The organism is Streptomyces sp. NPDC093064 (assembly GCF_044754605.1).
In the GTDB taxonomy this organism is placed as follows: domain Bacteria; phylum Actinomycetota; class Actinomycetes; order Streptomycetales; family Streptomycetaceae; genus Streptomyces.
Window position 1 is genome coordinate 47,693 of the sequence record NZ_JBIVPK010000006.1, and the last position, 22,370, is coordinate 70,062.

The 22,370-nt window shown below is 71.7% G+C and carries 19 protein-coding genes and 1 pseudogene; 11 read left to right on the forward strand and 9 right to left on the reverse strand.

What is annotated here, in order from left to right; translation table 11 throughout:
* Positions 1-148: 148 nt before the first annotated feature.
* Together ACIQFZ_RS09750 and ACIQFZ_RS09755 are read left to right on the forward strand one after the other, a co-directional pair.
* Positions 149-2,497 (forward strand): SCO7613 C-terminal domain-containing membrane protein, encoded by a 2,349-nt coding sequence (locus ACIQFZ_RS09750; protein WP_402690981.1) that lies wholly within the window; start codon positions 149-151, stop codon positions 2,495-2,497.
* A gap of 85 nt (positions 2,498-2,582) precedes the next feature.
* A complete protein-coding gene (locus tag ACIQFZ_RS09755; protein WP_365427537.1) occupies positions 2,583-3,125 on the forward strand; it encodes an MOSC domain-containing protein in 543 nt (180 codons plus the stop codon).
* Between the two features lie 46 nt (positions 3,126-3,171).
* Here ACIQFZ_RS09755 and ACIQFZ_RS09760 read toward each other — a convergent pair whose 3' ends face one another.
* The 3 genes from ACIQFZ_RS09760 to ACIQFZ_RS09770 are packed head-to-tail and all read right to left on the reverse strand — an operon-like array spanning position 3,172 to position 5,621.
* On the reverse strand, positions 3,172-3,714 hold the full coding sequence (locus ACIQFZ_RS09760; RefSeq protein WP_376651528.1) for a L,D-transpeptidase: 543 nt from the start codon (positions 3,712-3,714) through the stop codon (positions 3,172-3,174).
* Positions 3,715-3,761: 47 nt separating this feature from the next.
* Positions 3,762-4,694 (reverse strand): SDR family NAD(P)-dependent oxidoreductase, encoded by a 933-nt coding sequence (locus ACIQFZ_RS09765; RefSeq protein WP_402690982.1) that lies wholly within the window; start codon positions 4,692-4,694, stop codon positions 3,762-3,764.
* A 39-nt stretch (positions 4,695-4,733) separates the two neighbouring features.
* Positions 4,734-5,621, reverse strand: a complete 888-nt coding sequence (locus tag ACIQFZ_RS09770; RefSeq protein ID WP_402690983.1) for an SDR family NAD(P)-dependent oxidoreductase — start codon at positions 5,619-5,621, stop codon at positions 4,734-4,736.
* A gap of 71 nt (positions 5,622-5,692) precedes the next feature.
* Between ACIQFZ_RS09770 and ACIQFZ_RS09775 the strand changes: the two genes are divergently transcribed.
* The gene (locus tag ACIQFZ_RS09775; protein WP_402690984.1) at positions 5,693-6,625 is read left to right on the forward strand and encodes a LysR family transcriptional regulator; all 933 of its coding nucleotides are present in this window, start codon (positions 5,693-5,695) and stop codon (positions 6,623-6,625) included.
* A gap of 109 nt (positions 6,626-6,734) precedes the next feature.
* On the opposite strand, the gene ACIQFZ_RS09780 is transcribed toward ACIQFZ_RS09775, so the two are convergent.
* The 3 genes from ACIQFZ_RS09780 to ACIQFZ_RS09790 are packed head-to-tail and all read right to left on the reverse strand — an operon-like array spanning position 6,735 to position 10,181.
* Positions 6,735-7,685: a polysaccharide deacetylase gene (locus ACIQFZ_RS09780; RefSeq protein ID WP_365427524.1), complete on the reverse strand. Its 951-nt coding sequence runs from the start codon at positions 7,683-7,685 to the stop codon at positions 6,735-6,737.
* A 28-nt stretch (positions 7,686-7,713) separates the two neighbouring features.
* Positions 7,714-8,943, reverse strand: a complete 1,230-nt coding sequence (locus tag ACIQFZ_RS09785) for an aspartate/glutamate racemase family protein (protein WP_383058480.1) — start codon at positions 8,941-8,943, stop codon at positions 7,714-7,716.
* Positions 8,940-10,181: an MFS transporter gene (locus tag ACIQFZ_RS09790; protein WP_402690985.1), complete on the reverse strand. Its 1,242-nt coding sequence runs from the start codon at positions 10,179-10,181 to the stop codon at positions 8,940-8,942. Before ACIQFZ_RS09790 ends, ACIQFZ_RS09785 begins: the two co-directional genes overlap by 4 nt.
* A 334-nt stretch (positions 10,182-10,515) precedes the next feature.
* Here ACIQFZ_RS09790 and ACIQFZ_RS09795 point away from each other — a divergent pair, with 334 nt between their 5' ends.
* Positions 10,516-11,232 carry a GntR family transcriptional regulator gene (locus ACIQFZ_RS09795; RefSeq protein ID WP_365427515.1) on the forward strand — a complete coding sequence of 239 codons (717 nt, stop codon included), beginning with the start codon at positions 10,516-10,518 and terminating at the stop codon, positions 11,230-11,232.
* 159 nt (positions 11,233-11,391) lie between these two features.
* Here ACIQFZ_RS09795 and ACIQFZ_RS09800 read toward each other — a convergent pair whose 3' ends face one another.
* Positions 11,392-12,105 carry an SDR family NAD(P)-dependent oxidoreductase gene (locus ACIQFZ_RS09800; protein WP_365427512.1) on the reverse strand — a complete coding sequence of 238 codons (714 nt, stop codon included), beginning with the start codon at positions 12,103-12,105 and terminating at the stop codon, positions 11,392-11,394.
* A 103-nt stretch (positions 12,106-12,208) separates the two neighbouring features.
* On the opposite strand from ACIQFZ_RS09800, the gene ACIQFZ_RS09805 reads away from it, so the two are divergent.
* The 4 genes and pseudogenes from ACIQFZ_RS09805 (at position 12,209) to ACIQFZ_RS09820 (ending at position 17,726) form a co-directional block, all read left to right on the forward strand.
* Positions 12,209-13,057: a helix-turn-helix transcriptional regulator gene (locus ACIQFZ_RS09805; RefSeq protein ID WP_402690986.1), complete on the forward strand. Its 849-nt coding sequence runs from the start codon at positions 12,209-12,211 to the stop codon at positions 13,055-13,057.
* Positions 13,058-13,218: 161 nt separating this feature from the next.
* A complete protein-coding gene (locus ACIQFZ_RS09810; RefSeq protein WP_365427506.1) occupies positions 13,219-14,397 on the forward strand; it encodes a GDSL-type esterase/lipase family protein in 1,179 nt (392 codons plus the stop codon).
* Between the two features lie 330 nt (positions 14,398-14,727).
* Entirely contained in the window at positions 14,728-15,498 is a 771-nt protein-coding gene (locus ACIQFZ_RS09815; RefSeq protein ID WP_402690987.1) for a class I SAM-dependent methyltransferase, read from the forward strand.
* Positions 15,499-15,651: 153 nt separating this feature from the next.
* Positions 15,652-17,726: pseudogene (locus ACIQFZ_RS09820) on the forward strand (PhoX family protein).
* A gap of 50 nt (positions 17,727-17,776) precedes the next feature.
* Here the strand turns inward: ACIQFZ_RS09820 and ACIQFZ_RS09825 are convergent.
* Positions 17,777-18,325 carry a hypothetical protein gene (locus ACIQFZ_RS09825; protein ID WP_402690988.1) on the reverse strand — a complete coding sequence of 183 codons (549 nt, stop codon included), beginning with the start codon at positions 18,323-18,325 and terminating at the stop codon, positions 17,777-17,779.
* Between the two features lie 58 nt (positions 18,326-18,383).
* Positions 18,384-19,157 (reverse strand): sulfite exporter TauE/SafE family protein, encoded by a 774-nt coding sequence (locus tag ACIQFZ_RS09830; RefSeq protein WP_365430168.1) that lies wholly within the window; start codon positions 19,155-19,157, stop codon positions 18,384-18,386.
* Between the two features lie 107 nt (positions 19,158-19,264).
* Here ACIQFZ_RS09830 and ACIQFZ_RS09835 point away from each other — a divergent pair, with 107 nt between their 5' ends.
* The 3 genes from ACIQFZ_RS09835 (at position 19,265) to ACIQFZ_RS09845 (ending at position 22,355) form a co-directional block, all read left to right on the forward strand.
* Positions 19,265-20,182 (forward strand): LysR family transcriptional regulator, encoded by a 918-nt coding sequence (locus ACIQFZ_RS09835; RefSeq protein ID WP_402690989.1) that lies wholly within the window; start codon positions 19,265-19,267, stop codon positions 20,180-20,182.
* A 197-nt stretch (positions 20,183-20,379) separates the two neighbouring features.
* Complete coding sequence (locus ACIQFZ_RS09840; RefSeq protein ID WP_402690990.1) at positions 20,380-21,174, forward strand: SDR family oxidoreductase; 795 nt, start codon at positions 20,380-20,382, stop codon at positions 21,172-21,174.
* A 221-nt stretch (positions 21,175-21,395) separates the two neighbouring features.
* Complete coding sequence (locus tag ACIQFZ_RS09845) at positions 21,396-22,355, forward strand: ATP-binding protein (protein ID WP_402690991.1); 960 nt, start codon at positions 21,396-21,398, stop codon at positions 22,353-22,355.
* Positions 22,356-22,370: the final 15 nt, after the last annotated feature.

The following is a 22,370-nucleotide window of genomic DNA, read 5'->3' on the forward strand; positions in this document are numbered from 1 at the left end:
GCGTATCGCGTCCGTCGTGCGGTGACGGTCGTGTCGTACGGCAGCGGGGAAGGGGTGGTGATCACAGCCTCCGCCGCGCGGGATCTGAGTACCGGCCTGAGTACGCGCGCCCATGTTCCGCGGCAGGGTGCGCGCCACACTCCACGGCATGACCCACCTACCGCCACCGGCCGAGGAGTTGCGGATCCTCGACGCGGAGTTGTGGCAACTCGACGCCCGCCGGGCCCAGTTGCTGGCCCGCCGTGCCCACCTGATCGGTCTTCTCCAGCCGGCCTTCCCGCCCGCTTCTCCCGGGGCGCGGCGGGCCGAGACCACCGCGCCCCGGGTGCAGAACGTGCTCCTCGTCCTCGGCGGCGTCCTGCTGACCGTCGCCGCGTTCGCGTTCACCCTGGTCAGCTGGGGACACCTGGGGATCGCCGGGCGGTCTGTGGTGCTCGCCACGGTGACCGTGGCGGCGCTCGGCGCTCCCGTGCTCCTGTTGAAGCGCGGGCTGCGCTCGACGGCGGAGGCGCTGGCGGGCCTCGGTCTGGCGCTGACGGTGCTCGACGCGTACGCGCTGCACGAGGTCGCGCTGACGGCCACCGACGGCACGGGGTACGCGGCCGTCGCGGCGGCGTTCCTGGCCGGGGCGTGGTGGGGGTACGGCAAGGGACTCGGTTCCCTGCGCGTCCCCTTCCCCGCGGCGCTGGCCGCCGCCCAGTTCCCGCTCCTGCTGTGGGCGGTGGCGGCCGACGCGGGCCCGTACACGATCACGGCCGCGCTGTTGCCGGCGGCCGCGTTCGACACGGTCGTCGCGTTCCGGACGTCCACGAGGTCCCTGCGTGTTTCCGCCGCCATCGGCTCGTACGGGATGGGCGGTTGGGGCGTGGTGGCGGCCTGCGTGCTCTCCTGGGATGCCTCCGGGCCGAGCGCCGCCGCCCGTGCGGCGGCGCTCCTCGCCCTCGCGGCGGCGATCGCGCTGTACGCCGCATGGCGCGCTCCGCAGCGGGGCCTTGCCATCGGGGCCGCGGTGACCGGCGGGCTGCTCCTGGTCGCGGCGCTCGGCGGCATCCCGCGCGCGTCGCTGCCCGGGGCGTGGACGGTGCCCGGCTATCTGGCCTGCGGGGTCGGGCTGCTGTCGGCCGTCCGCGGTCCGCTCCCGGAAGCCGTTCGGCGCGGTGCCGCCTGGGCGTCGGCCGCCGTCCAGACCCTGGCGGTGGTGTGGGCGCTGCCTCTGGTCGTCGTGGCGCTGTGGGGTCCGGTCGGATGGACGGGACGGGTCTGGTCGGGGGCGCCGTCGGATCTGCGTGCCGCGGTGACGGTCTGGGCGCCCTGGCCGGCGGACGCGGTGGCCGCGCCGCTGGTGCTCGCGGTCGTCGCGGCGGTTCTGGCCGGGGCGGCCCGCGCCACCACGACCCGGCGCGACCCGGCCGCGGCCGGTGCCGTGGTCCTGGTCTGGGCGACCGCGCTCGTCCTCCCAGCCGCACTGCAACTCCCTTATATGGCCGGCCTGTTCGCGCAGGGGCTGACGGTCGTGGCGGCGCTGGCCGTGGCGGCGTACACGCGGCAGACACCGACGTCCCTCAGCGCCCTCCTCCTTTCCCTGCTCACCGCGGCCGGCCTCGCACTCCTCTCGCTCGCCTCCCAGGGAGCCACCCTGGCCGTGCTCGCCGCGCTGACGGGGATCTTCGCCGTCGCCGCCGTACACCCGCGTCTGACCGCCGTCTGCGCGAGCGCGTCCCTGGCCGGTGCGGCGGGTCTCGCCTGTGCGGTGGGTGCCGCCGCGGGCCGGCCTGCCGCTCACACGGCACTGCTGGTCCTGGTCGTCCCGGCCGCAGCGGCCCTGCTCGCGGCGAGGGTCCCGCGGACCGGGGTGCCGGTCGAGGCCACGGGCGCCGTCGCGGGGCTCCTGGCCATCGGGCTGGCCGTCACCGACGCACCCGTGCTGGCCCTCGTGCTGGCCCTGTGCGGGGTGATCGCCGCAGGCACCGCCGTGCGCGCCGACCGCCGTCAGGCGGGGTACGTTGCCGCCGCGCTGTTCGTGCTGGCCACCTGGGTGCGGCTCGGGTCGTGGGCCGTGAGCGCCCCGGAGGCGTACACCCTGCCGGTGACCGTCCCGGCGCTGGTCGTGGGCCTCGTCCGGCGCCGTCGGGACCCCGGGGCCTCGTCGTGGACGGCGTACGGACCCGGGCTGTCGGCGACGCTCGTGCCGAGCCTGCTCGCGGCGTGGGCCGACGCCGACTGGCCTCGCCCCCTGCTGCTCGGCACGGCGGCCCTCGTCCTCACCCTGCTGGGTGCCCGTCACCGGCTCCAGGCACCGCTCGTCCTCGGCGGGAGCGTGCTCGTGCTGGACGCGCTGCACGAACTCGTCCCCTACCTCGTGCAGTTGGCGGGCGTACTCCCCCGCTGGCTGCCTCCCGCGTTCGCCGGGCTGCTACTGCTCGTGCTGGGCGCGACGTACGAGCAGCGACTCCGGGACGCCCGGCGGGTGCGGGCGGTACTGGGGCGGATGCGCTGAGGAACGGCTACGGCATCCGGACGGCGAGCGGTGAGAGACCTCTAGGCTCGTGGCTGACCTTGGTTACCGAAGAGGGGTTCAGAACATGAGCGGGAGAGTGACGGCGGTCAGCAGCAACGGGGAGTACTCGTTCACCAAGCCGAACCGGGACAGCATCACACTGCTCGCCGGGCTCGGCGTGGAGGGGGACGTGCACGCCGGTGTGACGGTCAAGCACCGGTCGCGCGTCGCGCAGGATCCCACCCAGCCGAATCTGCGCCAGGTCCACCTCATCCATGAAGAGCTCTTCGACGAGGTCGGTGAAGAAGGGTTCACGGTGGCGCCCGGCGAACTCGGCGAGAACATCACCACGCGCGGCATCGATCTGCTCGGCCTGCCGGTCGGCACATTGCTGCGCGTCGGTGACTCCGCGGTTTTGGAGGTCACCGGTCTGCGCAATCCCTGTCTGCAGATCGACAACTTCCAGGACGGGTTGCTGAAGCAGGTCGTCGGCCGCGACGAGGCAGGGAACATCGTGCGCAGAGCCGGCATCATGACCATCGTGCGGGAAGGCGGCGTGACGCGTCCCGGAGACACGATCGAGGCGGAACTGCCCAGCGGTCCGCACCGCCCCCTGGACCGGGTCTGATGCGACCCCCGCGCAGGCCGTGACATGAGCAGTCGAGGCGCCGGGGCTACGGGCCGCTCTGGTGGACGGCGTGGCTGCCGGTGTTCTCGACGATCACGGTGTCGCCGGTCCGGCTGAAATCGTAGAAGCGGCGGGCGTCCGCCGTGCTCAGGTGGATGCAGCCGTGGGAGGTGTCGGCCCGGCCGACGGCGTGGTCCCAGGGTGCCGCGTGCACGAACACTCCGGCGCTGGTCAGGCGCACGGCCCAGTGGACCGTGAGGACGTAGTGGTCGGGGTTGCCTGGATCGCAGGTGATGTGCGCGCTGCACGAGGTCATCTTGACGACGGCGTCCTTGCCCAGCACGTGGAACGTTCCGGACGGCGTCCGGAAGCCGGGCTTTCCGAAGCCGACGCTGAAGGTCATCACCGTCCGGCCGTGATCCGTGACGGTCATCCGGTGGGTCGCCGCGTCGATCGTCGAAACGTGGCCCCCGGAGGCCGCCCGGGCGGGACCGGCGCCCAGCGTCAGGACCGACGCGAGGGCGCCGACCAGCGCGAGCCGGGTGGCGTCACGAAGGCGTGGGCGTGGAACCCGGCGTTGGTGGGCCATTTCTGATCACCGCCGCTCTCTGCACGAACCAGGATATTCCGCCCCTCTCAGTCGGCGTCCGCGAGCATCTCCTCCGAGAGCGTCCACAGGCGCCGGGCGCCCGCCGGGTCGACGGCGTAGCGGGCCACGCCCTGCAGGGGGGCGCCGCGGCGGTCGAGGACCTCCGCCTCGGCGCAGTCGGCGAAGTAACGCCCGCCGATGCCCTCCAGCAGGGGCGAGGTGGCTACGAGGACGGATGTGGCGGCGCCCTGCCCGACTGTCTTGATGAGCTCCGCCGGAACGCCGCCGCTGCCGCGGCCGCCCTCGGTGTGGCGTTGGAGGTTGGTGTAGATGGCGCCTGGCATCACGGCGTTGGCGATGATGTTGTCGTCGGCCCAGCGGCGGGTGGCCTCCACCGCGAACAGGACGTTGGCGGTCTTGGACTGGCCGTAGGCGAGCCAGGCGTCGTAGCGGCGGAAGGCGAAGTGGACGTCGTCCCACACGATCGGGGAGAGCTGGTGGCCGCTGGAGCTGACGGAGACGATGCGGGCAGCGCCGTCCGCGGCGAGCGCGTCGTGCAGGCCGGTGGCGAGCGCGAAGTGGCCGAGGTGGTTGGTGGCGAACTGCCACTCCCAGCCCTGTTCGGTGTACCGCTCGGGGCAGGCCATGACGCCGGCGTTGTTGACCAGGATGTGCAGCGGGCCCTGCCAGGCCGTGGTGAAGGCGGCGATGGACGCCGGATCGGCGAGGTCGAGGCGGGCGACGTGCAGGTCCTGGTTCCCGGTCGTATCGGCGATGTCCTTGGCGACGCGCTCTCCCGCCACCACGTCGCGAACGGCCAGGGTGACGGCGGCTCCGGTGCCGGCCAGAACGCGGGCCGTCTCCGCGCCGAGGCCGGAGGAGGCGCCGGTGACGACGACGCGCCGGCCGGTGAGGTCGATGCCCTGCGCGACGTCGGCGGCCGTGCTGGAGAAGCCGTAGGGCGTGGTGATGGCAGTCATGAGTGAACTCCGGTTGAAGTAGGGCGAGTTGGGTTCGGCTCAGGGTTTGAGCATGCGGTCCTGTTCCACCGGGGGTGTGCCGCCGTACCAGTCCAGGGCCCTGCCGAAGCGGATCAGCTCGCCGTACAGGGCGGGGTCGACGTGCCCGGCGAGGACGAGGTCGAGTACCGGCTGGGCGGCCTCGGCGGGCGATGAGGCCTGGCCGTGGTCGCGGAACCAGGGCCGGGAGGTCGCGGTGTCGACCATGCCGGGGCACACGGAGGCGATCAGAGTCCCGGTCGCGAGGTCCCGCTCGCGGCGCGCGGCGGCGACCGCGCGCACGGCGGCGACCTGGGCCACCTTCGACGGCACGTTCAACCAGAGCGGCCAGCCCGCCTCCGCTGCGGTGTTGTCGTGGAGGGCGGTGCGCCAGGACTCCACGGCGTACTCGACCTGGTCGAGGCTCGCACCGTCGAAGAGACGGTGCAGTCGGGGGTCGAGGTGCCCGAGGGTGCCCAGGCTGCTGGCCACCACGAGCAGTCGACCGCCGGGGCGCAGTACGGGGCCGAAGGAACGCAGGATCGCATGGGTGGCGGTGTTGGACACGTCGATGAACTCGTCGGCCCGCTCGGCCTGCGACTCCTGCGGCAGCAGGCGGGCGACGGCGTTGGAGATCATCACGTCGACACCTCCGTACCTGGCCCCCAGTTCGTCGGCGAGCCCGCCGATTTCGTCGGTGTCGGTGACGTCGAGGACCCGGCCCCGGACCTGGGCGCGGGTGCCGGGCAGCCGCGCCACTTCCCGGGCCGCGTCGGTGACGCGCCGTTCGCTGCGTCCGGTGAGCAGGACCAGCTCGTCGGCCTTCATACGGGCCGCGAGGCCCTCGACGAGAGCCCGGCCCAGGCCCTGGTTGGCGCCGGTGACGACGGCGATGCGGGGTGGGGTCATGACCGCAACGGTAGGAAGACCCCCTGCATGAGTCCAACGAAAGTTGCGCACGAATGGTATGCGTATACGTCATGGACTTCACGGATGTGTCGCTGACCGCGCTGCGGGTGTTCCGCGCGGTGGTGGAGCAGGGAACCTTCACCGCGGCCGCGGCGGCACTGGGGTACACGCAGTCGGCGGTGTCCCGGCAGATCGCCTCGATCGAGCGGACCGCGGGCGCGGAGTTGCTGGAACGGCGACGTGACGGCGTGCGCCTGACCGCGGCCGGCCGGGTCGTCATGCGCCGTGCGACGGTCGTGCTCGACGAGATCGACGCGACCGCCCGCGAGCTGTCCGGACTGCCCGAACCGGGCGGCACCGTCCGCCTCGGCTGGGTGCCCAGCGCCGGTACGACCGTGGTGCCGTACGCCCTCGCCGCGCTGCGGCGCAGCGATCCGAACGTGCACGTCATCAGCCGCGAAGGCGGCACCCCGGCGCTGGCGCGGGCCCTGCGGGCGGGCAGCATCGATCTCGCCCTGCTGTCGTCGGCGCCGCCGTTTCGCGCGCCGGACGGCGAATCGCCCCCACTGGCGCTGGAGACGCTCACGGAGCGGGCCCTGTGTCTGGCCGTGCCGGCGGCGCACCCGCTGGCCCGCGGGGATTTCGTCGATGTGGCGGACCTGCGGGGACAGCGGTGGATCGCCGGTTCCTCGTCCGGCGCGGACGGGCTGATGGGGGTGTGGCCGGGCCTGGACGAGCGCCCCGAGATCGCGCACACGGCCCGGGACTGGCTGGCGAGACTGCATCTGGTGGCCGCGGGCTGCGGACTGACCACCGTGCCCTCGTCGCTGGTTCCGGCGGCGCCGCCCGGCGTGCGCATCCTGCCGGTGCGCGGCGGGCCGCAGGAGCAGCGGCGCCTGCTCCTGGCCCGGCTCCCCGGGCCGCCGGCCGAGCCCGTGGTGCGCCTTGCGGCCGCCCTGCAGGCCGCGGCCCTCGGCACCGCCCCGGATCCGTCTCCCTCGTGAGCGGCGCTACGGTGGCCACCCCCACCGCCCAGGGCCATCGTGTACGGGTCGGCGACCTGTACACGATGGGCTTCCGGGCGATCCCCGACGCCGTCCGCCGCGGGCGGGCTCAGCGCATGTCGGCCGGCCGGTCGGACCCCTCGAAGGGGAAGCGGCGGCGGAAGTCGTCCGCCGCGTCCTCCAGCGTGCAGAAGCTGACCCCGTCGTGCCCGGAGACGTAGTCGATGAAGCGTTCCAGCATGAGCAGCACCTGGGGGCGACCGCTCACATCGGGGTGCAGCGTGATCGGCAGGACCGCGTAGTCCAACTCGCGGTGAACCCAGTCGAACTGGTCCTTCCAGTCCTGTTCCAGGACGCGCGGGCTGACGTAGCCGTGGCTGTTGTGGGCGTGCTTGTTGAACATCATCGGCGGCAGGTCGTCGACGTACCAGTTGCCGCAGAACTCGACGAGATCGACCTCGTGGCCGTGGATCAGGGGCTTCATCCAGTCCTTGGCCTCGGCGGTGTAGTCGATCTTGGTCCACTGGTCGCCCACGCGGGCGTAGAAGGGGGTGAAGTCGCGGTAGTTCTGCGAGTGGTCGTAGGAGAAGCCGTACTTGTGCAGGAGCTCCGCGGTGTACGGCGACATCTCCCACCAGGGTGCGACATAGCCGCGCGGCTTGCGTCCGGTGTACTGCTCGATGAGCTCGACGCACTTGGCGAGCACGTCCTCCTCCTGCTGCGGGGTCATCGCGATCGGGTTCTCGTGCGAGTAGCCGTGGGCGCCGATCTCATGGCCCGCCTCCACGACCATCCGGGTCTGCTCGGGGAAGGTCTCGATGGAGTGGCCCGGGATGAACCAGCTCGTGCGTATGCCGTACCGCTCGAACAGCTTGAGCAGGCGCGGGGTTCCGACCTCGCCCGCGAAGACGCCGCGCTGGATGTCGTTCGGGGAGTCCTCACCGCCGTAGGAGCCGAGCCAGCCGGCGACGGCGTCCACATCGACACCTAGGGCGATCTTGATGTCCTTGGTCGCCGTGGGACCGGTCGTCGTGGCCTGGGCGGTGCTTTCCTGCGTCACAGTACGCATTGCCTTTCGTGCGAAGAGGTCAGAGTCGGTGGTCGAGGGCGCTGTGGATACGGGCCGTGGCGGCGGACAGCACGGCGGTGTCGGCGTCGGACCAGTCGCGCTCCTCCATGCTGTGCACGGAGAGCCAGCCCGCGAGGGCACCGTCGCGTTCGACGGGGCCGAGCATCTGGGCGTGCACTCCGTAGACGTCGATCAGCGCCTGCGGCGGATGCGGGATCGCCTCGAAGTGCGGCTGCACGAGCGGGATCCGGTTGCGTTCCAGCCACTCGACGGTGTTGAGCCGCCGCTGGTCGAGGGAGGCGTCACGGCGGATGGACCGCACACCCTCGCGGTACGCCTCGCCCGCCGTGAGGTCCACGTGCAGACCGTGCTCGGGCAGGTCGACGCGGAAGGTGGTGCGGTCGGCGCCGGTCGCGGCGAGCAGGTCCGTCAGCACCTCCTGGAAGCGGGCGCGCAGGCTGCCGGTGCACAGGAGGTCGCCGTGGCCGGGGAGCGCGGGGGCGGCGCCGGCCAGGTCCAGCGACTTCCACAGCGTCGCGGTGACGCTGTCGAACACCGGTACTTTCAGCTCCTGTTCGAGTTGCTCGGCGACCCCGGCGCCGTGCACGTTGGTGCAGACGACGGCGACCGCATGGGCGTCCCCGCGCGCCGCGTCGCGGATCTGGCGGGCGACCTCGCCCTGCGGGATACGGGCGAAGGCCTCGTTGTCGCTGATCCCGAACGGCTCGGCCGCCAGGGTGCAGACGACGCCCTCCTTGGCGTACGTCGCCGCGATCCGCTCGGCCACGTCGCGGGTGTAGGGCAGGGCGAGCCCCAGGCGGGTCACTCCGTACGCGGCGCAGGCGTCGAGCAGCGCGAGGGTGGAGGTGGTGGCGGGCACGCCGGTGGCCTCGGTGATCGCGGCGCACAGTGCGCGGTCGCGGTCGACGCCGAGCCAGGAGCCGGAGGTGCCGTTCCAGGCGATCACATCGACCTTGGCGTCGGCGAGTTGCCGGGCGGCCGCGAGCATCGGCGCGGTGTCGAACTGGGCGTCGCAGCCGTCGTCCAGCGCGATACGGGTGACGGGTACGCGGGCGAAGTGCGCCGTCACACCGGCGTCGGCGCCGGTGGTTCCCAGCAGCCGGTATGTCACCGGTTCCAGGCAGGTGTTGGAGGACGGGGTGAGCATGCCCAGCCGATGGGGCTGCCCGTCGGGCTTCGCGCGCGTCAGCGGCGTCGCCATGGTCGAGGTCGTCGGGGGCGTCGTCATCGGGTCGTGAGCCTCCTGCTGCAGTCGAGGGCGAGGGACGACGCGGTGAAGAGCACACCCGCGCCGACGAAGTACAGAAGGGCCCAGGTGTAGGAGCCCGTGCCGCCGACGATGAAGCCCACGACGATCGGTGTGACGATTCCGGCGATGTTCCCGGAGAGGTTCATGGCGCCACCGACGATGCCGGCGTTGGCGCGGCCCGCGAGGGTGGACGGCAGCGACCAGTACAGGCCCGCCCAGCGCAGGAAGAACAGCACGGTGGAGAGCAGGGCGACGGCCGTCATGGCGTCCGGCACCAGCACCACGCCGAGCAGTCCGGCGACGACGACGCCACCGGCAGCACCCAGCAGGGTGCGCATGACCGTGTTGATCGAGGCGCCCCTGGCCTGCCAGCGGTCGGACAGCCAGCCGCCGACGAGTTCCCCGACGAAGCCGGCGCCGAAGATGGCCAGGGTGGACCAGCCGATCGACTTGATGTCGAAGCCCTTGGCCTCGGAGAGATAGAGGGGGCCCCAGGTGAGCAGTCCGTAGAAGACGCCGTTGAAGCCCATCCAGCCCAGGCACATCGCCCAGAAGGAACGGTGCTTGAGGTAGGGCAGCAGCCCGGCGCGGCCGCCCTTCTCCCCTTGCGCGTCCTCCTCTGCGTGGGCCTGTTCGATGTACGTGGCCTCGGCTTCGTTGACCCGGGGATGCTCGCGCGGGGTGTTGCGGATGTACCAGGCCGCGTAGAGCCCGACGAGGGAGGTCAGCACACCGGCGATGACGAAGCTGACACGCCAGCTGCCGGTCCAGGTGATCAGGCCGGAGATGAGGACGCCGCCGAGCGCCGCGCCGAGCGGGGCGCCGCCGTCCAGCAGCACCGCGCCCCTGCCGCGCTCCCGGGCGGGCAGCCACTGGGCGTTGAGCTTGCCGCCGGCCGGCATCACAGGGGCTTCGACGGCGCCGAGTGCCAGTCGCAGCCCGAGCAGCGACCCCGCACTCGTCGCGCCGGCGGTGAGCGCTTGGACGACGCCCCAGCCGACGCAGGCGCCGGATGCCATGAACCGGGCGCCGAAGCGGTCGATCAGCCAGCCGCTGGGCAGTTGCATCAGCGCGTACGTCCAGAAGAACGCGCTCAGGACGAAGCCGGTGGTCTCTTTGGAGAGGCCGAGATCCTTCGTGATCAGTGGCAGGGCCACCGAGACGGAGCTGCGGTCGATGTAGTTGAGCGCGACGACACCGAGGAGCAGCACGAACATGGTCCAGCGCACCCGACTGGGCCGGACGCCCGTGGGAGAGGTGGAGCCGGGTGCGGTCTCGACGTCCGTCTCCCGGGTGCTCCCCGGGGCAGGCCCTGAGGTGGGCTGTCTTGCTGAGGCACTCATGGTGAACCCTCGATTCAGCAGGGGAAAGGAGGTGAAAAGGGCACGGTCCGGCACCAGGACAGGACGGGGTCCAGGCGGGACCAGGACAGCTGCAGCAATGTCACAGCCAGGCCGTTCGTCGGCTTGGTATACCTAAAATGGTGGTGCGGAGAACTCCCCGTCAAGGGTTTTGGTATACCTTAATTTCCTCAACACGCCCGGAGGGCTTGTGAACGCGAAGAAGACCGCAGCGGCCGGCGCCGCCCCGGCGGCGCAGCAGCCCGCCGCCAGCTCGGCCACCGGTTCGATGTGGTTGCGCGACCAGGTCTGCGAAGGCCTGCGGGACCGCATCATCACGGGCCGCCTGAGGCCGGGAGACCGCCTCATGGAGCGCGAGGTGGCCGAGGAGTTCGGGGTGTCACGCGTGCCGGTGCGCGAGGCGATCCGCATCCTGCTGTCCGAGGGGTTCCTCCAGGCGCTCTCGCCCCGCCGCATCGTCGTGCGCGGCATGACCCGCGAGGACGTCGAGAACCTCTTCGACATGCGCGAGGCCCTGGAGGTCCTCGCGGCGCGCCGCGCCACCGAGCGCGCGACCGCGGACCAACTCCAGCACCTGGCCAAGATGTTGCAGGCGGCACGGCGGGCCACCATGTCCGGCACGCCCGAGCGCATCTCGCGCGCCAACACCGCCTTCCACCACCAGATCATGGAACTCGCCGGCAACGACCTCCTCAGCAACACGCTCGGCTCGCTCGAAGGACGACTGCGCTGGCTCTTCCAGCAGATCGACGATCCCCACCCGCTGTGGGACGACCACCGAGGGCTGTACGAGGCGATCGCGGCCGGAGACGCGGAACGCGCCGCGGACCTCTCGCTCCGGCACATCCAGCACTACCGAAAGGTCGCGCTGAGAGTGCTGTTCGAGGAGCCGCCCTCCCGGCCGTGAACAGCCGGGCCCGTGCGCTCACGGCCACTCGGCACGGCGACCTCGAACTGGCCTCGCAGGGACGAGCTGATCACATGGGCGGCCCGGCGCCCGGCTCCTCGCCGCGGGGTGCCGGGTCGCCCGGTCAACCGCTTCCCGACCGGAGTGCTGCGACGTCGGTTACCAGGGCAGCGGTCCCGTCACGTCGAAGTAGCCGCCGGTGGGACCGTCCGGGTCCAGTTGTGCCATGCGGACGATGATTTCGGCGCCCTCCTCGACCGTCTGGGTCCCGGTGTTCCCGTTCAGGTCGGTCTTGGTGAAGCCGGGCTCCACCGCGTTGATCCGCATGGCCGGAAACGCCTTCGCGTACTGCACGGTGATCATGTTGACCACGGTCTTCGAAGCCGGGTACGCCACCCCCGGGTAGGCAGCGGCGGGGTGGCCAGGGTCGGCCACGTGGGCGAACGAGGCCAGGCCGCTGCTGACGTTGACCACGACCGGCGACGCGGACCGCCGCAGCAACGGCAGGAACGCGTGGGTGACGCGTACCGTGCCGAAGACATTGGTCTCGAAGACCTCTCGCATCAGGTCGGCGGTGAGGTCCGCCGCGCCCACCACCCCGTTGTCCGCGCCACGCGCCTCGACGCCTGCGTTGTTGACCAGCACGTCGAGGCCTCCGTCGGCCTCGATCGTCTTCACCGCGGCGGCGACGGACGCGTCGTCGGTGATGTCGAGCTGTACGGCCCGGGCCCTGTCGCCCAGCTGCTCGGCGGCACGGCGGCCCCGGGCCGCGTCCCTGCTGCCGACGTAGACGGTGTGGCCCGCGGCCATCAGGCGGCGGGCGGTCTCGTAGCCGAGGCCCTTGTTCGCTCCGGTGATCAGTGTTGTCGTCATGCCTCCACGATCCGCCCCGCCCGCCCGCGCAGCCAGGCGTCCCGGCTTCCTGGGACCAGCAGTACCAGGCAGACCCGCGGCCGGCGGGGGCACACTTGGTCGCATGGCGACGGCGGAGTTCGGCAAAGCGGTGCGCCGCTGGCGCGACCGGGTCCCGCCCGAGGCGGCGGGGCTGCCGACCGGCGGGCAGCGGCGCGCGGCGGGGCTGCGCCGCGAGGAGCTGGCGATGCTGGCCGGGATCTCCGTCGACTACGTCACCCGGCTCGAACAGGGCCGTGCCACCAACCCCTCGTCCCAGGTCGTCGAGGCCCTGGCCCGGGCGCTGCGGCTGTCGGAGGAGGAGCGCGCACACCTGTTCCGGCTGGCCGGGCTCGCGCCGCCGAGCCCCGAGACGGTGCCGGCGTACATCACCGCGAGCGTCCAGCGGCTGCTGGACCGGCTGACGGAGACGCCCGTGGCGGTCTTCGACGCGTCCTGGACCCTGCTCATGGCCAACGTGCCGTACGCGGCCCTGATGGGCGACCCGTCCGGCCGGCGCGGCAACGAGCGAAACGGCGTATGGCGCCACTTCCTCGGCCCGGGATCCAGGGCCCGGCGCGCACCGCAGGCGCAGCGCGATCACGAGGCCGCGCTCGTCGCCGACCTGCGCACGGCCGCCGAACGCTACCCGGCCGACCGGCGGCTGCACCGGTTGATCGCCGAACTGCGCGGCGGCAGCGAGCGGTTCGCCGAGCTGTGGGACGCGGGCGCCGTCGGCCGCCACGAGGCCTCGCGCAAGACGATCGACCACCCGCGGGTGGGGCCCGTCACGCTGGACTGCGACGTCCTCACCGTGGCGGGCAGCGACCTGCGGATCATGGTCTACACGGCCGAGCCCGGCACCGAGGACGCCGAACGCCTCGCCCTCCTCACCGTCCTCGGCACCCAGGACCTCGTGAGCCCCACCCCCTGAGCATCCCGCCGGATCCGGCCTTGGCCTGCCTCGATCTCGATTTTGCCTATAGGTATTAGGTAAATGCATAATGTCTATCGGATCGTGGGTACCCTCGGTGGGCCACTCCGCACACCGGCACCTGCGAACAACCCGTAACTCTTGATCAACAGGCTGAGACGATGAACACCGAGCACGACTGGATCACCACACCCGTCACCGCGGACCTCCTGCGCGGCGCCCTCGACGTGGAGCGCACGGCGCACGGACTGTTGCCGCACCGGCTACCCGCTGGGGCGCGTCGGCAGATCCCCGACGAGCAACTGGCCATGGCCGAGGCCCAGCCGTCCGGCGTACGGCTGGCCTTCCGCACCCGGGCGACCACCATCGAACTGGTGACCCTGCCCACCAAGAGGGCCTACCGCGGCCTCCCGACCCCGGCGGACGGCGTGTACGACCTGCTGGTCGACGGCCGCCTCGCGGGCCAGGACACGGTGACCGGCGGCAACGTCCGCACCATCGACATGGCCACCCAGTCCGCCGAACTGCTCGAAGGACCTCCCGGCACCGCCCGGTTCACCGATCTGCCCGCACGGGACAAGGACGTCGAGATCTGGCTGCCTCACGCGGAGATCACCGAGCTGATCGCCCTGCGCACCGACGCCCCGGTCGAGCCGGCACCGGACAGCGGCCGCCGGGTGTGGCTGCACCACGGCAGTTCCATCAGCCACGGCTCGAACGCCGCCCACCCGACCGCCATCTGGCCGGCCCTGGCCGCGGCCCGGGGCGGAGTGGAGCTGGTCAATCTGGGGTTCGGCGGCAGCGCGCTGCTCGACCCGTTCACGGCCCGCGCGATGCGGGACACTCCCGCGGACCTGATCAGCGTCAAGATCGGCATCAATGTCGTCAACACCGACGCGATGCGCCTGCGCGCCTTCACCCCCGCCGTCCACGGCTTCCTCGACACCATCCGCGAGGGGCATCCGACGACGCCGTTGCTGGTCGTGTCCTCCATCCTCTGCCCGGTCCAGGAGGACACCCCCGGCCCCCTGGCTCCCGACTTCCAGGGCGGGATCCTGCGGTTCAAGGCCACGGGCGATCCAGCCGAACGCGCCGCCGGGCGGCTGACGCTCAACGTCATCCGCCGCGAACTCGAGCGGATCGTCAGGCAACGGGCGGCCGACGACCCGAACCTGCACCACCTCGACGGCCGCGAACTGTACGGCGAGACGGACTACGCCGAACTCCCGCTGCCCGACGAGGTCCACCCCGACCCCGCGGGTCACCGCCGCATCGCCGAGAACTTCGCACGGCTCGCGTTCGGCGCCGGCGGCCCCTTCGCCCCCGAGACCAACGGCTGACCACATCACGGTCAACTCAACTGTCCATCGTCGAGGGCGATGTTGAGCGGGCGTGGACGTACCCGATGGCCAGTGTCCGCGGAGAGCCCGGGAGACCAGTGCCCCGGCAGGCGACGTTTGCCCGTCAAGGAGCGGCGTCCGGTGCGTGCTCTGGGGTCCCCCCTGCTCGAAGAGCTTGGGGGAGTGTCGGCCGGAAGTCCTCGTACTGGACGTACTTGGGCTTTCGGCCGGTGCGGCGAGTGGGGGTCCCCCCTGCTCGAAGAGCTCGGGGGAGCGTGCCGGGCGTCGCGACGGGGCGAACGTTGCCTGTCGCGGCACTAGCCTCGGGCCATGCCCGAGACCTCGGTGACGCGCTTCTACGACGAACTGGCCGACGACTACCACCTGATCTACGCGGACTGGGACGCCGGCATACGCCGGCAGGGCCAGGCCCTGGACGCCCTCATGGGCGAAGAGCGGGCGGCGGTGCTCGACTGCTCCTGCGGCATCGGCACGCAGGCCATCGGCCTGGCACTGCGTGGGCACCGCGTCACCGGGACGGACCTCAGCCCTCGCGCCGCCGCCCGCGCCGCGCGTGAGGCCGCCCACCGGAATCTGACGCTGCCGACGGCCGCCGCCGACATGCGGCATCTGCCGTTCCCCGACGGCCGGTTCGATGCCGTCGTCTGCGCCGACAACTCCCTGCCCCATCTCCTGACGGAGCAGGACGTCCACACCGCCCTGGCGGAGATGCGCCGCGTCCTGCGTCCCGGCGGACTGCTGCTGGTCAGCACGCGCCCCTACGACGACCTGCTGCGCACCCGCCCCGCTTCGACACCTCCGCAGGTCCACCGGTCCCCGGACGGCGCGGAACCGACCATCGGCTTCCAGCTCTGGCACTGGCACGAGGACGGCGAGCATTACGACCTGGAGCACTTCCAACTCCTGCCGGACGGCGGGCAATGGCGGGTCACGGTCCGCCGGGCGGTCTACTGGGCCCTCGGCCAGGACCGGCTGGCCTCCCTCGTGGCCGACGCGGGATTCGAGGACCCGGTGTGGCGGATGCCGCATCAGACGGGCTTCTTCCAGCCGCTGCTCACGGCGCGCGCCGGGACGCAGTGAGGGCCGGGGGCCCCGCGTGGCGCCCCGCAGGCCGCGCCCAACCCCCCATACGGCTGTATCCCGTTCACCGGTCGTTCATTCACCGGCCTGGCTACCGCACACTCGGCGCTCCTAGCGTCACGCTCTACCAAGAGTTCGCATAGGGAGAGTAAAGTGCGCAACCTGCTGCCGCTGATCGGAACACCGTCCGGTTCGCATCCCGGCGGACGGTCCGCCCTGACCTGCCGCTACCGCTGCGGCGACGCGAGTTTCCACGAGGTTCCCAACACCAGCTCGGGCGAGTACGTCGGCGATGTCATCGCCGGTGCCCTCAGCCGCCGTTCCGCGCTGCGCGCCGCCGCCGTCGTGACCGTGGCCGCCGCCACCGGCACGGCCGCCCTCACGGCCGCGGCGCCCGAAGCCCAGGCGGCCCCGGCGAAGGGGCTGGGCTCCGCCGGGGGCAGCGGTGACGCCGCCCGCGGCCTCCGCTTCACCCCCGTCGCCCCCAACACCGCCGACGCCGTCACCATCCCGGCCGGCTACGACCAGAACGTCGTCATCCGCTGGGGCGACCCCATCCTCCGCGGCGCGCCCGCCTTCGACCCCGAGAACCAGACCGCCGCCGCCCAGGCCGGCCAGTTCGGGTACAACAACGACTTCCTCGCCCTCCTGCCGATCCAGGGCGAGCACGACCTCCAGCTCCTCGTCGCCAACCACGAGTACACCGACGAGGTGATCATGTTCCGGGGGTACGACCCCGCGAATCCCACCCGACAGCAGGTCGAGGTCGCCTGGGCCGCGCACGGTCTGGCCGCCGTCGTGGTCCAGAACGACAAGCGCACCGGGCGCCTCACCGCCGTCCCCGCCACCCCCTCAACCGCCGTGTGACCGCCACCAGCGAGTTCCGCCTCACCGGGCCGGCCGCCGGGTCCGCCCTGCTGAAGACCTCCGCGGACCCGAGCGGCCGCAAGGTCCTCGGCACCCTCAACAACTGCTCCGGCGGCGTCACCCCGTGGGGCACCACCCTCCACGGCGAGGAGAACTTCAACCAGTACTTCGCCAACGGCGGCCGGACCACCGACAAGCGGTACGGCATCGGGACCGGTGCCACCGAGCGGAAGTGGGAACGGTTCGACAAGCGCTTCGACATCGCCCAGGAACCCAACGAGGTCCACCGCTTCGGCTACGTCGTCGAGTGCGACCCGTACGACCCCACCTCCACGCCCCGCAAGCGCACCGCCCTCGGCCGCTTCAAGCACGAGGCCGCCACCGTGCGGCTCACCGCGGACGGGCGGCCCGTCGTCTACTCCGGCGACGACGAGCGGTTCGACTACTTCTACAAGTTCGTCGGCAGCAAGCAGATGCGGCACGGGAACAGCCGCGGGGCGCGCGAGCACAACCTGACGCTGCTCGACGAGGGCACCCTCTACGTCGCCAAACTCACCGGCGACTCCCCCGCCTCCGAGATCGACGGCAGCGGCAAGCTGCCGAGCGACGGCGAGTTCGACGGCTCCGGCACGTGGATTCCGCTCGCCACCGCCACCGCCCACGGCGCCGTCTCCCACGTCGAGGGCATGACCGCCGAAGAGGTGCTCGTGTTCACGCGGCTGGCGGGCGACAAGGTCGGCGCCACCAAGATGGACCGCCCCGAGGACATCGAGCCCTCCCCGCACACCGGCAAGGTCTACGTCGTCCTCACCAACAACACCAACCGCGGCAAGAGCGGCGAGGCGCCCGCCGACGAGGCCAACCCGCGCAACGCCAACAAGCACGGGCACATCCTGGAACTCACCGAGGGCCGCGACCGACCCGAGAGCACCACGTTCGCCTGGTCGGTCTTCCTCGTCGCCGGCGACCCCGCCGACCCGGCCACCTACTTCGCCGGGTTCCCCAAGGACATGGTCAGCCCCATCTCCTGCCCCGACAACGTGGCCTTCGACCCGCACGGCAACCTGTGGATCGCCACCGACGGCGCCCAACTCGGCTCCCACGACGGCCTCTTCGGCGTCGCCACGCGCGGCGACCGGCGCGGTGAGCTCAAGCAGTTCCTGACGGTGCCCGCCGGCGCCGAGACCTGCGGGCCGATCGTCCAGGACCGGCGCGTGCTGGTGGCCGTGCAGCACCCGGGCGAGATCGACGGCGCATCCGTGGAGAAGCCGGCCAGCACCTGGCCCGACGGCCCCGGCAAGATCGTCCGCCCGGCCGTGGTCTCGGTGTGGCGCACCGACGGCCGCGACATCGGCGCCTGAGACCCGACGACGTTCCGGGGGCCGTTCTCGACGGCCCCCGGAACGTCTGGTCAGGAGCGGTTCTCGGCGTGGCGTGGAGGATCGATCCGGGTCAAGCCGCCGGAGACCGGTGCGGGACCGAGATCGTCGTCGCCGTCCTGATGGCGCAGGACCCAGTCGTCGAGGTCGAGGGCCGTTTCCAGCGGTTCCCTGGCCATGTAGGCGCGCAGGCAGTTCGTCTCGCCGGCCTCGGCGGGACCGGTTCCCTCGGAGAGGAGCAGTTCCTCCCGGAAGCCGGTCTCGGCCATGGCGAAGCGGGCCCGGGCGGCTTGCGGAGACACACCCAGGGTGTCGCCGATGAGCTGCCAGTCGGCGCCACCCATGCGCTCGAACACAGCGGCGGTCTCGAAGAACCGCCGCGCGGCCGCGAGCACTCGGGCGGCGTCGGCCAGTACGATACCCGGCGAACGGGTGGTCCCGTCGGTGTTCAGCTCGTGCGCGCCGATGGGAACCGCGGCCCGCGCGAGGTCGGCCAGTGCGCAGGCGTCGTAGGCCATCAGCAGCCTCGCTCGCGTCGCATCCGTGTACGGCTCGGTGGCTCCCGTGTCGCCTTCGCTCATGTCGGTCAGCCTCGGCTCCCCCCGATCGGGGATGGTCATCGCAGCTTCCCCCACGTGGTCAGCCGCGCAGGAAATCGCGCAGGAAATACAGGACGGTCATGATGACGGCGGTGGTGAGGATGACGCCGCGCAGCAGCCGGGCGGGCAGACGGCGGGCCAGGTGGGCGCCGGCGAAGCCGCCGACCACCGTCCCGGCCACGGTGACGGTGAGGACAAGCGGAGCACTCAGTGCGTCCGAGGCCACGAGGAACAGCACCGTCGCGCCGAGATAGACGGCCGCGAGCTGCACGATCCGCATCGGGTTGCTGTCCGCGGCGTCGAGACCGAGGCCGATGCTCCACAGGGCCAGCATCATGATGCCTACGGCACCGCCGAAGTAACCGCCGTACACGGAGAGGAGGAACTGTCCGATCAGGACGGCTCGGGAACTCATGCCGGTCGAGCTTCCCCGCACAATGCTCACCACCCGGGAGATGCGGCGTCCAAAGGCGAGGACGACCGTGGCCAGGGCGAGCAGCCACGGCACCGCGGCGTCGAACGACGAGGCCGGCAGTGCCAGCAGCAGACCGGCACCGACCGCGCCGCCCGCCACGCTGATCGCCGTCAGCGCCTTGGCCGACGTCGCCCCTATCGGGGTGAGTTCGCCCTGGTAGACCCATGCACTGGCCACGGCACCCGGTACGAGGGCGACTCGCGACAACGCGTTCGCCGTCACGGGCGGCAGGCCGAGCGCCACCAGAGCGGGCAGCGCCACGAACGTGCCCCCACCACCCATGGCGTTCAGCACTCCCGCGGCGACACCGGCAAGCAGGACAGGAAACAACTCCGACACCCGCCGAGCATCGCCGCGCGACCGGTGCGTCCACAATGCGCAATCGGCGCAGCCGGCCTAAGCCTGGGCCTTAGGCTGACCCTAAGGCTGACCCTTAGGGTGGGACGGTGCGCTATGACCTGGACGACCTGCGGCTTTTTCTCCACATCGTGACGGAGGGGTCGATCACGGCAGGCGCCGAACGGATGCACCTGAGCCTTCCTTCGGCCAGCACCAGGGTGCGCTCGCTGGAGCACCACGCCGGCGTGGCCTTGCTGATCCGCGGGCGACGGGGCGTACGGCCCACGCCGGCGGGGACGACGCTGGCACGCCACGCACGCGACGTCCTGGACCAGACCGCGCGGCTCGAAAGCGCCGTCGCCAGCAACACCCGGTCGCCGACCGCTCCGCTGGCCCTGTTGGCGGGCGGATCCGCGATGCATCGGCTCGTTCCCCAGGCCCTGGTCTCGTTCCTCCGCGCGCACCCGGACGTCGACGTCACGGTGTGCGAGAGCCGCACTCCGCAAACCGTGCGCATGCTCGCCGACGGCGAGGCGGACCTGGGGGTCGTCGTCGACGACGAGGCACGCGACTGCGGCCTGCGCATGGAGCCGCTCGGCGACGACTCCCTCGTGGTGATCGGCCAGGCCGGAGGAATCATCGACGGCCGGGCCTCGCTGACCTACAGCGAGGTCGCCGAGCACCCGCTCGTCGGGCTCGACGCCGGCTCCTCGCTGCGCCGCTGGATCGAGAAGCACCTCGGACCGAACGCCCCGGTGGCGCGCTACCGCACCACCGTCGCCGACCTCGGCGTCCTCGTCGCGCTGGCTGCCGCAGGCGTAGGGCTCGCCGTCGTACCGCGCCGCGCCATCGACCCCGGCCGGCCACTCACCGTGTGCGAACTGCAGGATCCCTGGGCCCGCCGCCACCATCTGCTGGCCTGGGGCGTCAAGGACCGCGCCTCGTCGTCGGCCGCCGCGGCGCTCGCCGAACACCTGCGCAAGGCGGCACTGTCCGAGGGGCGCACCGAAGGTTACATTCAGTGACCGACCAGCCACAACCGACCGCACCCGGAGCCAGGACGTCGATCGCCCTCACCCGACCTCTGCGGCGGGAGGCGGTCTCGAACCACCTGATGCAAGCTGCGAGAGGAGGCAGCACATCGCCGGCCACGGTGGCATGCGCCGGTGGATGCGATCCGGGAAGGGCGGTGATGAGCGTGAGGGATCCTAAGGGCGGACCTGTGAGGGCTGCGGATCAGAGCGACACGTTGCCGGGCGCCGACGCCGAAGCGCCGTTGTCGGGATGCGCGGCTCTGGTGACCGGTGCGTCCAGCGGCATCGGTGCGGCGACCGCCTGGCAACTGGCCCGACAGGGCGCGGCTGTGGCGGTCGTCGCCCGGCGTACGGGAAGGCTGGAGGAACTGGCCACAAGCATCCGTGACCAGGGCGGCTCGTGCGCCGTTCTCACCGCCGACCTGGGCGATCCGGCACAGGCACGTCAGGCCGTCGAAGACGCCGTCGGTCGCTTCGCACGCCTGGACGTGCTGGTGAACAACGCCGGCTACGTGGCCATGGGTCCCGTCGAGGAGGGTGACCCGGCAAAGTGGCACCGGATGGTCGACCTCAACCTCAACGCCGTTCTGCAGATGTCACGGTCGGCGCTGCCGCATCTGCTGCGGGCGGCGGCGGACGGTCCGCGCGGGACCGCCGATCTCGTGAACGTCAGCTCGGTCGCGGGCAGGGTGGCACGAAGGAACAACGCCGTGTACTCGGCGACGAAGCACGCGGTGTGCGCGTTCAGCGAGGCCATGCGCCAGGAAGTGACCGGACGGGGCGTACGGGTGGGGCTGGTCGAACCGGGCCTGACCATGACCGAGATGGCGACCGGCGGCGGGCGCCCAGCCGCTCGTGACCTGCCGGAGGATGCCTGGCTGCGTGCCGAGGACATCGCCCGCGCCATCACGTTCATGATCACTCAGCCCGCGCACGCCGCGATCAACGAGATCATGGTGCGCCCGACGGCCCAGGAGCACTGATCGCCCCCGCGGCGGATGTCGGTGCCAGTGCGACGGCCGCATGTCGCATCGTTCGCCTTCGCGCCTCCTCCATACAGGGCACAGCGAGATCACTCGTTCGAGTTCACGGTTGACCCAACCCCCCAGGCAAGCAATCGAGTTGGGCGCGAGTGATTTGACACCACCTCGCCGCGCCAGCAATCTATGCTCATGACATCCATTTTCAATAGGGGTGGCTAGCCATGCGCGTTGCCTTCGTCGGCAAGGGCGGCAGCGGCAAGACCACCCTGTCGGCCCTCTTCTCCCGTCACCTGGCGCGCTCGGGCGCCCCGGTCGTCGCAATCGACGGCGACATCAACCAGCACCTGGCGTACGCCCTCGGCCTCGACGAGGACGAGCCCCTCACCGCGCCGCCGCTCAGCGCGCGCACCGGTGAGATCAAGGACTTTCTGCGGGGCGGCAACCCGCGGATCCCGTCCCGCGACGCCATGGTCAAGACGACCCCACCCGGAAGCGGCTCCCGGCTGCTGCGGCTGCTCGGCGACGACATGGTCCACAGCCACCACGTCCAGGAGGTCGACGGTGTCCCGCTCATGGTCACCGGCGCCTTCGACGAAAACGACCTCGGAGTGGCCTGCTACCACTCCAAGCTCGGCGCGGTCGAGTTGTACCTCAACCACCTCGTCGACGGCCCCGGCGAGTACGTCGTCGTCGACATGACCGCCGGCGCCGACGCCTTCGCCTCCGGCCTGTTCACCCGCTTCGACATGACCTTCCTGGTCGTGGAGCCGACCCGGAAGAGTGTCTCCGTCTACCGCCAGTACCGCGACCACGCGGCCGAGTTCGACATCCCGGTCGCCGTCGTCGGCAACAAGGTGACCGGCGAGGACGACCTGCTCTTCCTCAAGGAGCACGTCGGCGACGACCTACTCGCCCACTGCGAGCAGTCCTCCTACGTACGCGCCCAGGAACAGGGCCGCGGCCACGGCGAGCTGGAGCCGCACAACGCCCACACCCTGGAGCAGTTGCGCGCGGCCGTGGACGCCCGCCCCAAGGACTGGGCGGCCTTCCAGAGGCACGCCGTCCGGTTCCACCTGCGCAACGCCACCGCCTGGGCCAACGAGGCCACCGGTCAGGACCTCGCCACCCAGGTCGACCCGGCCTTCCAGCACGGCCCCGCGGCACTGACCGCCCTCGCCTGATCCCCACCCCACACG

Bases quoted from the DNA above. Each gene is read 5' to 3' on its own strand.
- ACIQFZ_RS09750 (WP_402690981.1), top strand. From the start codon at position 149: ATGACCCACCTACCGCCACCGGCCGAGGAGTTGCGGATCCTCGACGCG.
- ACIQFZ_RS09775 (WP_402690984.1), top strand. From the start codon at position 5,693: ATGGACTTCACGGATGTGTCGCTGACCGCGCTGCGGGTGTTCCGCGCG.
- ACIQFZ_RS09760 (WP_376651528.1), bottom strand. From the start codon at position 3,714: ATGGCCCACCAACGCCGGGTTCCACGCCCACGCCTTCGTGACGCCACC.
- ACIQFZ_RS09805 (WP_402690986.1), top strand. From the start codon at position 12,209: ATGGCGACGGCGGAGTTCGGCAAAGCGGTGCGCCGCTGGCGCGACCGG.
- ACIQFZ_RS09770 (WP_402690983.1), bottom strand. From the start codon at position 5,621: ATGACCCCACCCCGCATCGCCGTCGTCACCGGCGCCAACCAGGGCCTG.
- ACIQFZ_RS09815 (WP_402690987.1), top strand. From the start codon at position 14,728: ATGCCCGAGACCTCGGTGACGCGCTTCTACGACGAACTGGCCGACGAC.
- ACIQFZ_RS09810 (WP_365427506.1), top strand. From the start codon at position 13,219: ATGAACACCGAGCACGACTGGATCACCACACCCGTCACCGCGGACCTC.
- ACIQFZ_RS09845 (WP_402690991.1), top strand. From the start codon at position 21,396: ATGCGCGTTGCCTTCGTCGGCAAGGGCGGCAGCGGCAAGACCACCCTG.
- ACIQFZ_RS09755 (WP_365427537.1), top strand. From the start codon at position 2,583: ATGAGCGGGAGAGTGACGGCGGTCAGCAGCAACGGGGAGTACTCGTTC.
- ACIQFZ_RS09825 (WP_402690988.1), bottom strand. From the start codon at position 18,325: ATGAGCGAAGGCGACACGGGAGCCACCGAGCCGTACACGGATGCGACG.
- ACIQFZ_RS09785 (WP_383058480.1), bottom strand. From the start codon at position 8,943: ATGACGACGCCCCCGACGACCTCGACCATGGCGACGCCGCTGACGCGC.
- ACIQFZ_RS09765 (WP_402690982.1), bottom strand. From the start codon at position 4,694: ATGACTGCCATCACCACGCCCTACGGCTTCTCCAGCACGGCCGCCGAC.
- ACIQFZ_RS09800 (WP_365427512.1), bottom strand. From the start codon at position 12,105: ATGACGACAACACTGATCACCGGAGCGAACAAGGGCCTCGGCTACGAG.
- ACIQFZ_RS09790 (WP_402690985.1), bottom strand. From the start codon at position 10,181: ATGTTCGTGCTGCTCCTCGGTGTCGTCGCGCTCAACTACATCGACCGC.